This window comes from Streptomyces canarius, assembly GCF_014650735.1.
GTDB lineage: Bacteria > Actinomycetota > Actinomycetes > Streptomycetales > Streptomycetaceae > Streptomyces > Streptomyces olivaceoviridis.
In genome coordinates this window covers 24,641-36,990 of sequence record NZ_BMVN01000028.1, presented here as the reverse complement: position 1 = coordinate 36,990, position 12,350 = coordinate 24,641, and the positions used below count along the sequence as shown (strand labels likewise).

Genomic DNA, 12,350 nt, shown 5'->3' with positions numbered 1-12,350 from the left:
GCGTGACGAGGTCAGTTGCCGGAGACGGTGACCTTCTCGTCGTTGTTCAGCTCGTTCACCAGGGTCTTCACCTTGGCCTTGTCCCAGACGAGGTTGCCGCCCACGGAGCCGGAGATCGGCATGTTCATCGAGGTGCCGTCACCGCCGCTGACGCCCTTCATCGCCCAGAACATCGAGCCCAGGTCCCACAGCGACATGTCCTTGTCGACGATCAGGGAGTCCAGGCCCGCGCCCATGGTCGGGTAGAACTTGAACGGGTTGAGGATCGTCGAGGGGGTGGCCACCTGGTGGGCCAGGGCGGCCAGGAACTTCTGCTGGTTCTTGGTGCGCTGGAGGTCGGACGCGGCGAACGCGTGCCGGGTACGGACGAAGGCGAGCGCCTGCTGGCCGTTCAGGGTCTGCTTGCCGGCCTTGAAGTCGGCGCCCGACCACTTGTCCTTGAAGCCCTTGTCGATGGTGATGTCCACGCCGCCCACCGCGTCCACGATGCTGGCGAATCCCTGGAAGCCGATCTCCACGTAGTGGTCGATGCGCAGCCCGGTGTTGGCCTCGATCGTGCGGACCAGCAGCGTCGGCCCGTCCTCGGCGTAGGTGGCGTTCAGCTTCGTGTGCCGCCCCTGCGCCGGGTAGGTCTTCCCGGACGTCGAGCCCTGGTACGACGGGACCACCACGTCGGAGTCGCGCGGCAGCGAGATCAGCGTGTCGCCGTTGCCGCCGACGTGCAGGATCATCATCGAGTCGGTGCGCTTGCCCTCGGCGCCGCCGGTGTGCAGCTTCTTCTCGTCCTCCTTGGACATGCCCTCACGGCTGTCCGAGCCGACGATCAGGTAGTTCGTGCCGTCGCCGCCCTCCGGCCGGTCGATGACCTTCGACAGGTCGACCTCGCGGCGCAGCTTGGAGTCGGCCCAGAAGTAGGTCGCGATCGAGGTGACGACCAGCACGGTCGCCAGGGTGATCGCCGTCCACTTGATCCGGCGCCGCCAGTTCGGAGCGGGGCGCGGCGCCCGGGTGGGCGCCCCCGCCGTGCCGCCGGGGCCCCGGCCGCCGGAGCCGCCGTAGACCTGGCCGGTGTTGTAGCCGCTGTCGTAGTCGCTGTAGCCGGCGCCTTCCTCGTGCCCCTGGCCGTCGACGTACGACGGCTGCCGCGGCACACCGGCCCCGTACGGCGGCGCCGCCGGGCCGCGCCGCACCTGACGCATCACGCGGGCCCCCTCCGGCTGCGCGCCGGCACTGCCGCGTCCGTAGCGCGGGCCGCGGTTGTCGTCGGACCATCCCTCGGGCCAGTCATTCATGCGCCCCAGTGTGCAGGGCTCGGCTATGTACTCGACAAGGGCTGTCGGGAAATCAGGGCCTCGCTGTTGCGAACCCGACACAAAGTCCGCGAATGAGGCTTCGGCATAAGGTAGGGGGCATGACAGACCAGGTCACGGACACGGATCCGGCGATGGAACCGGACATCCCGGGCAAACCCACGTCCGCCTCGCGCACCACCCTCAGCCACATCATGACCCACAACGACACCAACCTGCTGGGGACCGTGCACGGTGGCGTGATCATGAAGCTCGTCGACGACGCGGCGGGCGCCGTGGCCGGCCGGCACTCCGGCGGTCCCGCCGTCACCGCGTCCATGGACGAGATGGTGTTCCTGGAGCCGGTCCGCGTCGGTGACCTGGTCCACGTCAAGGCGCAGGTGAACTGGACCGGCCGGACCTCGATGGAGATCGGCGTCCGGGTCCTCGCCGAGCGCTGGAACGAGTCGGACCCGGCCACCCAGGTCGGCTCCGCCTACCTGGTCTTCACGGCCGTCGACGCCGACGGCAAGCCGCGCCGGGTGCCGCCGGTGATACCGGAGACCGACCGCGATCGCCGCCGCTACCAGGAGGCCCAGATCCGCCGCACCCACCGCCTGGCCCGCCGCCGGGCGATCCGGGAACTGCGGGAGAAGCGGGCGGCGGAAGGCTTCCAGGACTGATCCGGGGACTGATCCCGGGACTGATCCGCGGACCGGTTCGAGGACCGGTTCGAGGACTGGGGGGACGGCCTCAGCACGTCACCTCGTTGCCCCGTACGACGCTCTGGTCCGGCTGCGCCGGGTCGTCGAACCGTACCTTCCGCACGGTCGTGAACTCCGCGCCCGCCGTCACCTTCAGCAGCGGTCCCTGGCCCGGCACGGCCCGCAGCTCGCTGCCCGGCAGCGCCGCGGCCAGGGAACGGGCGGAGCGGTCCCAGCGGGGGTCGTAGAAGACGACCGTGCGCGCCACCCGGGCGGGCGCGGTCACCGGGCGGCGGGTGGTGGCGAAGCCGGTCGCCGCGAGCGCCGCGTCGACCCGTTTGGCCAGCCCCACCGTGCCGCTGCCGTTCGCCACCTGGACCCGGATCGTGTCCGGGGACACCTCCACCGGCACCGGAGTCCGCGCCGGGTCACGGCGCGGCTGCCGATCGGCGAGCGGCTTGTCGTCCCGCAGTGCCCCGAACAGCTGCTCCGCCTTGGCCGGGTCCCACTTCAGGGTCGAACCGATGCCCTTGACCGGGTAGTCCATCCGTCCGATCGGGACGGTGGTGAACTCCGACGAGGACGGCGAGAAGTTCCGCATCGCGCGGCCGAGGTCGAGCAGCTCGTCGGTGCCGAAGCCCGCGTCGGCGCGGACCGAGCCGAGCACCGCCCGGGTCACGTCCCGGAACCGCATCGGGTTCAGCAGCACCCCGGAGGAGGTCGCCCTGTCCAGCAGCGCGGCCAGGAACCGCTGCTGCCGCTTCATCCGGCCCAGGTCGCTGGCCCCGTCGACGTGCCGGGCCCGTACGTACTGGAGCGCCTGCCCGCCCCGGAGGGTGTACGTGCCGGGCGCGAGGTCGAGCCCGGTGTACCGGTCCTTCAGCGGCGTCGGCGTGCACACCTTGACCCCGCCGAGGACGTCCACGGTCCGCATGAAGCTGGTGAAGTCGATCTCCAGGTAGTGGTCGATCTTCACATGGGTCATGCTCTCGACCGTGCGGATGGTCAGCTGGGGGCCGCCCTCGGCGTAGGCCGCGTTGAGCCTGACCGGGTGCGGGCCGTGCCGCTGACCGGTGTTCTGGTCGACGTGCGCGGGCACCTCGGCGTAGGAGTCGCGCGGCAGGCTCACCACGGTGGCCCGCTCCCGGTCCTCCGCGATGTGCACGATCATCATGGTGTCGGTGCAGTGACAGGGTGCCCCGCCCAGCCGGTAGGCCCGCCGGTCCCGCTCGCTGAGCTTGTCGCGGCCGTCGGTGCCGACCAGCAGGACGTTCATGCCGTGCCCGGCCCGGGGCCGGTTCTTCATGTCCTTGAAGGCGTCGATCCGGGCGATGCCCGCGTCCAGGCTGGCGACCACCGCGTGCCCGATCCCGGCGGAGGCGAGCACCACGACCGACAGCGTGGTGACCGCCCGCATGGCCCAGCGTGGCCGCCGCGGCGGCCGGACCGGCCGTACCTGCCGCTCGGGCGGGCGCGGCACCCGGCGGGGTGGCCGCGGGCGGCGCTGCGGGCTGGGAGCCCCTCCCACGCTTCTGGCGGTGGGGGAGGGGGACCGGGGCGGGCTGGGCAAGGGGGACACCTCCGGACGAGGCCGTACGTGGGATCCGCGAGCACAGTAGGCCGATACGATCTCCAGCCCGCGTCGCAGGCCCGGCGGCGCGCACCCGTATCCCCCGTTCGCGGTAACGTGAGGCCCCTATGAACGCCAAGCCCGACGTGCGGCTCCCCGCAGTGTCCGTGATCATGCCCGTCCTCGATGAGGAGCGGCATCTGCGCGGGGCCGTCCAAGCGATCCTCGCGCAGGAGTACGCCGGCGAGATGGAGGTCGTGATCGCCCTCGGTCCGTCCACGGACCGCACGGACGAGATCGCCGCCGAGCTGGTCGCCGAAGACCCGCGCGTGCACACCGTCCCGAACCCGACCGGCCGCACGCCCGCGGCGCTGAACGCGGCGATCAAGGCCTCCCGGCACCCCGTCGTGGTCCGCGTCGACGGCCACGGCATGCTCTCGCCGGACTACATCGCGACCGCCGTACGGCTCCTGGAGGAGACCGGCGCGCAGAACGTCGGCGGCATCATGCACGCCGAGGGGGAGACCGACTGGGAGCACGCGGTGGCCGCCGCGATGACCTCGAAGATCGGCGTCGGCAACGCGGCGTTCCACACCGGCGGCCAGGCCGGCCCCGCCGAGACGGTCTACCTCGGCGTCTTCCGCCGCGAGGCGCTGGAGCAGCAGGGCGGCTACAACGAGGAGTTCATCCGCGCCCAGGACTGGGAGCTGAACTTCCGCATCCGTGAGGCGGGCGGGCTCATCTGGTTCTCGCCCGAACTGAAGGTGTCGTACCGGCCGCGGCCGTCGGTGCGGGCACTGGCCAAGCAGTACAAGGACTACGGCCGTTGGCGGCACGTCGTCGCCCGCTACCACTCCGGCTCGATCAACCTGCGCTACCTGGCGCCGCCGACGGCGGTGTGCGCGATAGCCGCGGGCCTGGTCGTCGGCGCGGCGCTGACCCCGTGGGGCCTCGTGATCCCCGGCGGCTACCTGGCCGCGATCGTCGCGGGCTCCGTCCCGGCCGGCAAGGGGCTGCGGCCGAAGGCCCGGCTCCAGATCCCGGTGGCCCTCGCCACCATGCACATGTCGTGGGGCTGGGGCTTCCTGACCAGCCCGAAGTCCCTGGCGAAGAGGGTCATCGCCTCCCGGCGGCCCGCGGTCGTGGACGCCGCCGCCTGACGGACACACGAAGGGGCCCCTCCCGCGCGGGAGGGGCCCCTTCATGTGCGCCGGGGCGTCACTACCACTGGTAGGGCCCGTACACGTCCATGCAGTCCCCCTTGTCCGAGGCGTTGACGGCGTCGGTGCCCTCGGGCAGGTCGCCCGCCTTCGGCTGGGACTGCTTGGGGTAGCTGCTGCCCGAGCGCCAGTCCGCGCCGACGACGACGGTGACCCCCGACACGTCGGTCGACTTCTTGACCGAACTCATCGGGATGCCCAGCGCCTTGGCCACCGCCTGGGCGTCACCCTCCAGGTCCGCGCTCGGATACCGCACGACCGTCTTGTCCTCGGCCAGGCTCCCCGAGGTGTCGGCCTGCGCCCGCGCGTAGCCCTTCTGCACGAGCACCTGGCCGATCGCCGACGCCCGCTGCTGCACCGGGGCCTCGGTGCCGGTCCGGGTGGCGTTCTGCACCAGCACCCCGAGCCGGCTCGCGTCGAGCGAGGGCTTCTTGGCCGGCTCGTCCTTGCCCGTGTCCTTCTTCGGTCCGGACTCGCCGCCGTTCTTGTCGAGCGGCACGTCGTCCTGGAGCATCTGCCACAGCTTGGCGGCCTTGTCGTCGTCCGGTACGACGTGGTTGTCCGGGTCGTTCGGGTCCGGGAGGTTGGGCATCGTCAGGCTGGTGATGCGGTCGGTCGGCACCGACTTCATCTCCATGCCCAGGTCGTACAGCTTCTTGACCGTGCCGATCTCCTCGGAGACCTTCAGGGACTTGGTGGCCGCGTCGGCCAGGTCCATCAGCCGGCCGGTGTCGGTGAACACGTTCTGCTGCTTCAGCGTGCGGACCATCGAGTTCAGGTACATGTGCTGCGCGCGGGCCCGCATCAGGTCGCTGCCCCAGGCGTGCCGGGTGCGCAGCCACTGAAGTGCCTGCTCGCCCTTCACCTGGTGCGGACCCTTCGTCAGCTTCAGGCCGGAGCCGCCGCGCTGTCGGGGCGTCGAGTGGTCCCAGACGTTCTGGTTGACGCACACCTCGACACCGCCGATCGCGTCCGCCATCCGCACCACGCCCGCGAAGTCGATCGTCATCCAGTGGTCGATGTAGACCCCGGTGAGGTTCTCCCAGGTGAGCAGGGTGCAGCCGGCCCCACCGCGGGCCAGGCTGACGTTGATGATGTCGTTCGTCGCCGGATAGACATGGTCGGTCTTGGGGTCCGTGCACTCGGGGATGTCCACCCGGGTGTCCCGCGGGATGCTCACCATGGCGGCGCTCTTGCGGTCCGCCGAGAGGTGGATGAGCATCTGCACGTCACCGAGCGGCGGGTCGCCGACGTGGTCCCTGCTGCCGCCGAGCTTCAGGTTCTCCTTGGAGTTCCGGCTGTCGGAGCCGATCAGCAGGATGTTCAGCGGGGTCTGGCCGGCCGCGTTCGGACGGGTCCTGTGCGCCTTGGAGTCGTCGCCGTTGGCCCGCTTGCCCTTCTCGATGTTGCTGTTGAGATGCTGGTAGTAGAGATATCCGGCACCGGCCGTGCCGAGTATCACCACCGCCAGCACGGTGGCCGACCAGCGCAGCACCCGCCGTCTGCGCCGCGGCCGTTCGGTCTTCGGCCCACCCGTCCGCCGTCTGCCGCCACGTCCACTGCCGTGCCGGCCGGAACGCGCCGGCGCGTCCGAGTTCTTCGGCGCGAGCGACTTCGTGTCCTCGACCGCCGGAGCCTCCCCGCGCACCTCGCTCTGCGCCAAACTCCCTGCCCTCCCCACCCTTGCGCCAAGCAACGGGCCCGTCCCGCGTCCGGTTAGACGCTTGACGGGCCCGTAGGGTTACCTACGAGGCGCACTTCACCTTGTCCGCCGTGGACTTGTCCACGTCCGGCGCCTTCGTCGGCGCCGTCAGGGAGACCCCCGCTCCCTTGAAGTCCTTGCCCAGGGTCAGCGTCATCGCCGGCAGCCCCTGGGAGTTGGTCACGCTCTCGCCCGGTTTCAGCGCGGCCCCGGACAGGCCCATGATCGCGGCCAGCCGGCGTGCCTGGGCCGCCTCGTCGGGACCGTACTCCAGCGTGGTCCTGGCCAACGGGGCGGGCGCGTTGCCCGCGTTCTCCGACTTGGTCACGCCCTCGTCGTTCTGGAGCCAGTTGAGCACCGCCTGGGCGCTGCCCGCCTGGGCCCCGCCGTTGAGGATGCGCACCCGCACCTCGGAGGCGGGCGCCTTGGTGCCCTTGAGCCGGGCGGCCTGCGCGTCCTTCGCCGCCTTCTCCTTCTTCTTCACGTCGGTGAAGGAGACGTCGTTGCTGATGGCGTCGAAGACCGCCGGAGCCTTCGACTCGTTGAGCACGACCGTGGCGTGGATCTTCTCCGCCGGGTTGTCCACGACCGGCACCGTGGTGAAGGTCAGGTTCTTCGGGTTGAGCTTGCCCAGCTCCAGACCCAGGTCCTTCAGCTTGCCGATGTCCTCGAGCTTGTCGTCGACGGTGAGGGCCTTGGTGCCCGCCTCCGCCAGCTTCACCATCTTCGTCGGGCTGGTGAGCGTGGCGTTGCCCTTCAGCTTGCGCATCAGCGCGCCCAGGAACTGCTGCTGGAGCTCGATCCGGCTCAGGTCGCCGCCGAAGCCGACGGAGTGCCGGGTGCGCACGAACGCCAGCGCCTGCTCGCCGTAGATCGTGTGCTTGCCCTCGGACAGCTTCAGGTGCGACTTGGGGTCGTCGATGTTCTTGGCCAGGCACACCTCGACGCCGCCGACGGCCTCGGTGAGCGTCTTGACCGCGTTGAAGTCGGCGACCATGAAGTCGTCCGGCTTGATCCCGGTCAGCTCGGTCACCGTGCGCATGGTGCAGCTCGGCGTACGGTCGTCCTGGCCCAGGCTCTCGTTGAAGCGGACGCCCTGTGAGCCCGGGATGACCTTGGTGGTGCCGTCCTCCTGCTCGGTCGGGCAGTCCGGGACGTCCACGATCAGGTCGCGCGGGATGCTCAGCGCGGTGGCGTTGGACCGGTCCTTGGAGACGTGCAGCAGGATCGTCGTGTCGGCGTGCCCGACGCTGCCCGAGTCGCCGTAGCCCTCGTTGCCCGCGCCCGTGCGCTTGTCCGTGCCGATCACCAGGATGTTGATCGCCTCGTCCTTGCGGAAGCCGCCGGTGCCGGCGCCGTCGTCCGACACGGACGTGATGTTGTCGTTCAGGTGCTTGATGTAGAGGTAGCCGGCGGCCGACACGGCGACGAGCACGAAGGCCATGGACCCGCCGGTCCACAACAGCACCTTCTTCGCCGTCGACTTCTTCTTCACCGGCCGCCGGGAGGCGCGCCTGCCCTGCGGTGCCTCCGGCTCACCGCCCCGGCGCCGGGCCGAGCGCGGGGCCGGCACCTCGGCGCCGCGCGCCCGGGGCGTCTGCCGGTCCTTGCCGGTCGTCTGCCGCTCCTTGCCGGTCGTCTGCCGGGCACGGCCGCCCGCCGCGTCATCGCCGTCCCGGGGGGACGGTCTGCGCGGTCCGGGAACCGGCGACTGCGCTGCGGTAGGGCTCAGTCGCAGTTCGTATTCGCCGGTGTTCGGATTGAGCACCCACTGGTCTGCGGGGTCGATGTTGTCCGCCCGCCCACGGCCTTGCGCGTCCACGGTTGTCCGAATCCTCCGTCGGGGCCACGCGGCGCCTTCCCCCTCCAAGGCGCTCGGGTCTCGGTGAAACAGTGCACGGCCCCGACAAAGCCCGTCGGACCTCGCGGCCAGGTGCACCGGATCGCTCACACTATCCGCCCAGTTCAGCGTCGAGCGACGCTGGTGACAAATTCGACATGCCTACAACCGGGCAATCCCCCTCATTTTCTGAACGGATTTTCTGAACGGCAGTTCACCACCCCGGTGCACGGCTCACTCACAGGTCTGTTCGGCGGCGGTCCGCCCGCGGAACGTCGGGGCGGGCGAGGGGTCGTCCGCCGTGCCGGACCCCGTGTCCTGCCCGGGAATCTCCTGCGCGTTCTCCTGGGTCACCACGACCGGCCGATCGGCCCGCAACCGGGCGAACAGCATCTCGGCCTGCGGCTCCACGAGTTGATCGCGGTTGGCGTCGTAGACGTACGACTCCCTCGGCACCGTCAGGAACTGGACACGTTCGGTGGGGATGTCACGCAGTCCACGCACCAACTGGTACAAACCGCTCAGGCTTGCCAGTTCCGGATCGGTGGTCAGCGAGGAGGTCGCCGCGTCCAGCACCGGATACAGCTTCACCGGGTTCAACAGGACGTCACTGCTCTGCACCTTGTTGACGAGCGCGCCGAGGAACCGCTGCTGCCGCTCCATGCGTTCGGTGTCGCTGCCGTTCCCCAGCGACTTGCGGGCGCGGACGAACCCGAGCGCCTGCTCCCCGTCGAGCCTGACCTTCCCCGCGGGCAGCTTCAGCTTCGCCGCCTTGTCGTCCACCGGTTCCTTCAGGCACACCTCCACGCCGTCGACGGCGTCCACCATCTCCTTGAACCCGCTGAAGTCAAGGACCACGTGGTGGTCGATCCGGATGCCGGTCAGCTTCTCGACGGTCCGGATCGTGCACGCCGGACCGCCCACCTGGAAGGCGTGGTTGAACATCGCGAACACCGGATCGCTGCGCCCGCCGTCCTTCTGCCCGCAGCCCGGGACGTCCACCATCAGGTCCCGGGGCAGCGAGACGGCGGTGGCGCTGTGCCGGTCGGCGGCGAGGTGCAGCAGGATCGTCGTGTCCGACCGCTCGGTGCCGGCGTCCTTCCCGTACGTGCCGTTGCCGGCCCCGGCCCGCGTGTCGGACCCGATCAGCAGGATGTTCTGCGCGTCCCGCACCAGCGCGGTGGGCCGCTCCCGCTCGAACCGCGCCAGCTCGGCGGCGGCGGCCTCGTCGGCGGTGATGTTGGCGCTGAGCCTGGCGTAGACGGCCCACCCGGCACCCGCGGCCACGACGAGGAGTACGGCAGCCCCCAGCGCGGAGTTCCGCGCCCACCGCCGCCGGCGCCGTATCAGCCCGTCCCCGGTCGCGGAGGCCCCCGCCCCCGGACCGGGACCGACGGGCTTGCCTGCGGTGTCGGTCACGGTAGGGCCATCCCCTCATGGCGTACGAGCGGCGCGTCCTGCACTTACGACGATGGCGGGGCGGGGGAGGGGAGGCGCCCTTTGCTGCTCCAGTCGGGTGACGCGCCACCCGGAAGCCGCCGAATCGCCGGAGGAGCCCCAGGGCCTTTCGTGCGGAGCCCGGCGTCATCCAAGCGAAAGGCCCTAGCGGTACTCGGCTGAGTACGCCTAGCGCAGCACCGTGGTCACCCTCTCGGTCTCCACCCGCTTGGCGAGCGCCTCCTCGTCCAGCCGGTCCAGGTTCCGGCACAGCACCACCGACCCGCCGACGGCCAGCGGCGAGAACAGCCCCGCGCTCAGCCCCTCCCAGGTGTCGTACGGCAGCCCCGACAGCAACCGGGACCCGGGACCCGTGAGGCCCAGCGCCCCCGCTTCGGAAGCGGCCAGCTCGACGACCTCGGCCCCGCTGAACTCCCGCCCGGCGACGATGAGCGCCGGCTCCTCCGGATCCACCGGGGCGAACGGGGCGAACCGGTCGCCCTGAGCCGGGACTTCCACGGCGTAGTCGATGAACCCGGGCGGAGTCTGCGGGAAGCGCCCGCCCAACGGCCGCAGCGCCAGCGCCACTCGCTCACCGGTGCAGGCGCGCGCCGCGTCGAGCGAGTCCGGCCCGCTCACGACGACGTCGGCCGCCGCCGGGTCACCGGCGACGTCCGCGACCGCACCCACCGACGAACAGGCCAGCAGCCACACCGCCGTCTGCCAGTGTGCGGGCAGCAGCACCGCGACCCGGTCGCCGGGCCCGGTGGCGAGGTCGCCCTGGAGGAGGTTGGCGGTCTTGGCCACCCAATTGGCGAAGGTGGCCACGGACAGTTCGACGCGTTCGCCCGTGGCGTCGTCGTAGAAGGTCACCAGCGGGCGGCCGGGATCCGCGGCGAGCGCGGAAGTCAGCAGGTCGGCAGGGGTGCGATCGGTGGCGTTCACCCGGGACAGGGTACGCGCGGGCGGGCGGGCGCGGCGGGCGGTGGGGCCACTGGTTCGGCGGTACGTCCCCCGACAGGCCGTCAGTTCATGGATGGACAGATATGTATGGCTATGTCCAAGATCATGCACATGCGTGGATCCCTCACCTCCTGTCCTGGCGTCTCCCCGCTCGCCGCCTGCTCGATCGGCCTCACCTTCGCCACGGCCCTCGCGCTCGCTCCCGCCGCGCCCGCGACCGCCGCGACCGCGCCCGCGCCCACGACCGGCGCGACCGCACCCGTTTCCGCCGCGACCACTGCGACCACTGCGACCGCCGCGACCGGCCGGGGTCAGGCCGCGGTCCCGGGCAGCACCCGGTCGCTGCCGCTCGTCCCGCTCTCCCGGGAACGGGTCCTCGGCGGAGCCCCGGAACAGGGGCTGTACCGCACCGGCCTCGACCGGTTCGCGCTGGTCGGCGTGGTCTGGGACGACCCGGGCACCGAACTGCGGGGACAGGTGCGGGTGCGCACCCGGTCCGCCGTGACGGGGCAGTGGTCCGGCTGGCAGGACGTCGAGGCGCACAACGCCGACCACGGCGCCGACCCGGACACGGCGGAGGGCTCGTCCCGGCGGGTGCGCGGGGCGACGGCACCGCTGTGGGTGGGGGACGCCGACGGTGTGGACGTGCGGGTGCGGGCGGCCGGGCCGGGCGGCGGGGACGGCACCGGGCTCCCTCCCGGGAAGCGGGCCGGCGGTCCGGGGGCGTCGCTGCCGCCGGGGCTGCGGCTGGAGTTGGTGGACCCCGGGGGCGGCCAGGGCCGGGTGACCGGTGAGGGGCTGCCCGCGAACCCGCGCGGCGACGACCCGCCCCGTACCGCCCTGGACACGGAGGCCGCGTTGGCCGCCTCGGCCGCCAACGCGGACATCACCGCGTTCGGCGCCACCGCGATCCCGGAACTGGACCGGTCGGCCACCGAACAGGAACGGACCCGCCTCCAGGGACCGGTGCGGGGGAAGCCGTACATCGGACCGCGCCCGCGGATCGTCACCCGCCGGGGCTGGGGCGCGGACGAGTCACTGCGCGAGCGCGGGTTCGTCTACACGAAGAAGATCAAGGCGGCCTTCGTCCACCACACCGCCACGGGCAACGCGTACACCTGCGCCCAGGCCCCCTCCGTCATCCGCAGTATCTACCGCTACCACGTGAAGAGCATGGGCTGGCGGGACATCGGCTACAACTTCCTCGTCGACAAGTGCGGAACCCTCTACGAGGGCCGGGCCGGGGGCGTCGCCAAGGCGGTGCTCGGCGCGCACACCCTCGGGTTCAACACCAACAGCATGGGCATCGCGGTGATCGGCACGTACGGCGCGACCAGGCCGTCGAGCGCCGCGGTGAAGGCCATCGCCCGGCTCACCGCGTGGAAGCTCGGGCTCTACGGGGTCAATCCGAGCGGAAAGACATATCTCACGTCGGGCGGTGGGAATCTCTACCCCAAGGGGAAGAACGTACGGCTGAACGTGATCTCCGGCCATCGCGACGGGTTCGCCACCGAGTGCCCCGGCAAGCGGCTGTACGCCAAGCTCGGCACGGCCCGCTCCAGCGCGGCGGGCTACCAGGGGCGCTGAGGCCGGAGCGGGGCGGTCGGGGGAAACCGCACGCCGAT

At 71.3% G+C, this 12,350-nt stretch carries 9 protein-coding genes; 3 read left to right on the top strand and 6 right to left on the bottom strand.

Annotation, left to right across the window (positions count from 1 at the left end):
- Window positions 1-11 precede the first annotated feature (11 nt).
- Window positions 12-1,292 (bottom strand): LCP family protein, encoded by a 1,281-nt coding sequence (locus IE294_RS30905; protein WP_189891524.1) that lies wholly within the window; start codon window positions 1,290-1,292, stop codon window positions 12-14.
- Window positions 1,293-1,411: 119 nt separating this feature from the next.
- Between IE294_RS30905 and IE294_RS30900 the strand changes: the two genes are divergently transcribed.
- Window positions 1,412-1,972, top strand: coding sequence for an acyl-CoA thioesterase (locus tag IE294_RS30900; protein WP_229917441.1), 561 nt, complete (start codon window positions 1,412-1,414; stop codon window positions 1,970-1,972).
- A 70-nt stretch (window positions 1,973-2,042) separates the two neighbouring features.
- Here IE294_RS30900 and IE294_RS30895 read toward each other — a convergent pair whose 3' ends face one another.
- Window positions 2,043-3,563 carry an LCP family protein gene (locus IE294_RS30895; RefSeq protein ID WP_435858197.1) on the bottom strand — a complete coding sequence of 507 codons (1,521 nt, stop codon included), beginning with the start codon at window positions 3,561-3,563 and terminating at the stop codon, window positions 2,043-2,045.
- A 128-nt stretch (window positions 3,564-3,691) separates the two neighbouring features.
- On the opposite strand from IE294_RS30895, the gene IE294_RS30890 reads away from it, so the two are divergent.
- On the top strand, window positions 3,692-4,723 hold the full coding sequence (locus IE294_RS30890) for a glycosyltransferase family 2 protein (protein ID WP_189891518.1): 1,032 nt from the start codon (window positions 3,692-3,694) through the stop codon (window positions 4,721-4,723).
- A 61-nt stretch (window positions 4,724-4,784) separates the two neighbouring features.
- On the opposite strand, the gene IE294_RS30885 is transcribed toward IE294_RS30890, so the two are convergent.
- The 4 genes from IE294_RS30885 to IE294_RS30870 all read right to left on the bottom strand — a co-directional run bounded on the left by IE294_RS30885 (window position 4,785) and on the right by IE294_RS30870 (window position 10,707).
- On the bottom strand, window positions 4,785-6,446 hold the full coding sequence (locus tag IE294_RS30885) for an LCP family protein (RefSeq protein ID WP_229917440.1): 1,662 nt from the start codon (window positions 6,444-6,446) through the stop codon (window positions 4,785-4,787).
- 82 nt (window positions 6,447-6,528) lie between these two features.
- Window positions 6,529-8,307, bottom strand: coding sequence for an LCP family protein (locus tag IE294_RS30880; protein ID WP_189891516.1), 1,779 nt, complete (start codon window positions 8,305-8,307; stop codon window positions 6,529-6,531).
- 252 nt (window positions 8,308-8,559) lie between these two features.
- Window positions 8,560-9,744, bottom strand: coding sequence for an LCP family protein (locus IE294_RS30875; protein ID WP_189891514.1), 1,185 nt, complete (start codon window positions 9,742-9,744; stop codon window positions 8,560-8,562).
- A 207-nt stretch (window positions 9,745-9,951) separates the two neighbouring features.
- On the bottom strand, window positions 9,952-10,707 hold the full coding sequence (locus tag IE294_RS30870) for a TIGR03089 family protein (RefSeq protein ID WP_189891512.1): 756 nt from the start codon (window positions 10,705-10,707) through the stop codon (window positions 9,952-9,954).
- 111 nt (window positions 10,708-10,818) lie between these two features.
- On the opposite strand from IE294_RS30870, the gene IE294_RS30865 reads away from it, so the two are divergent.
- Window positions 10,819-12,312, top strand: a complete 1,494-nt coding sequence (locus IE294_RS30865; RefSeq protein WP_373315872.1) for a peptidoglycan recognition protein family protein — start codon at window positions 10,819-10,821, stop codon at window positions 12,310-12,312.
- Window positions 12,313-12,350 lie beyond the last annotated feature (38 nt).

What these genes read in the sequence shown, in the direction of transcription:
- IE294_RS30890 (WP_189891518.1), top strand. Translation starts at nt 3,692, where the DNA reads ATGAACGCCAAGCCCGACGTGCGGCTCCCCGCAGTGTCCGTGATCATG.
- IE294_RS30905 (WP_189891524.1), bottom strand. Translation starts at nt 1,292, where the DNA reads ATGAATGACTGGCCCGAGGGATGGTCCGACGACAACCGCGGCCCGCGC.
- IE294_RS30900 (WP_229917441.1), top strand. Translation starts at nt 1,412, where the DNA reads ATGACAGACCAGGTCACGGACACGGATCCGGCGATGGAACCGGACATC.
- IE294_RS30865 (WP_373315872.1), top strand. Translation starts at nt 10,819, where the DNA reads ATGTCCAAGATCATGCACATGCGTGGATCCCTCACCTCCTGTCCTGGC.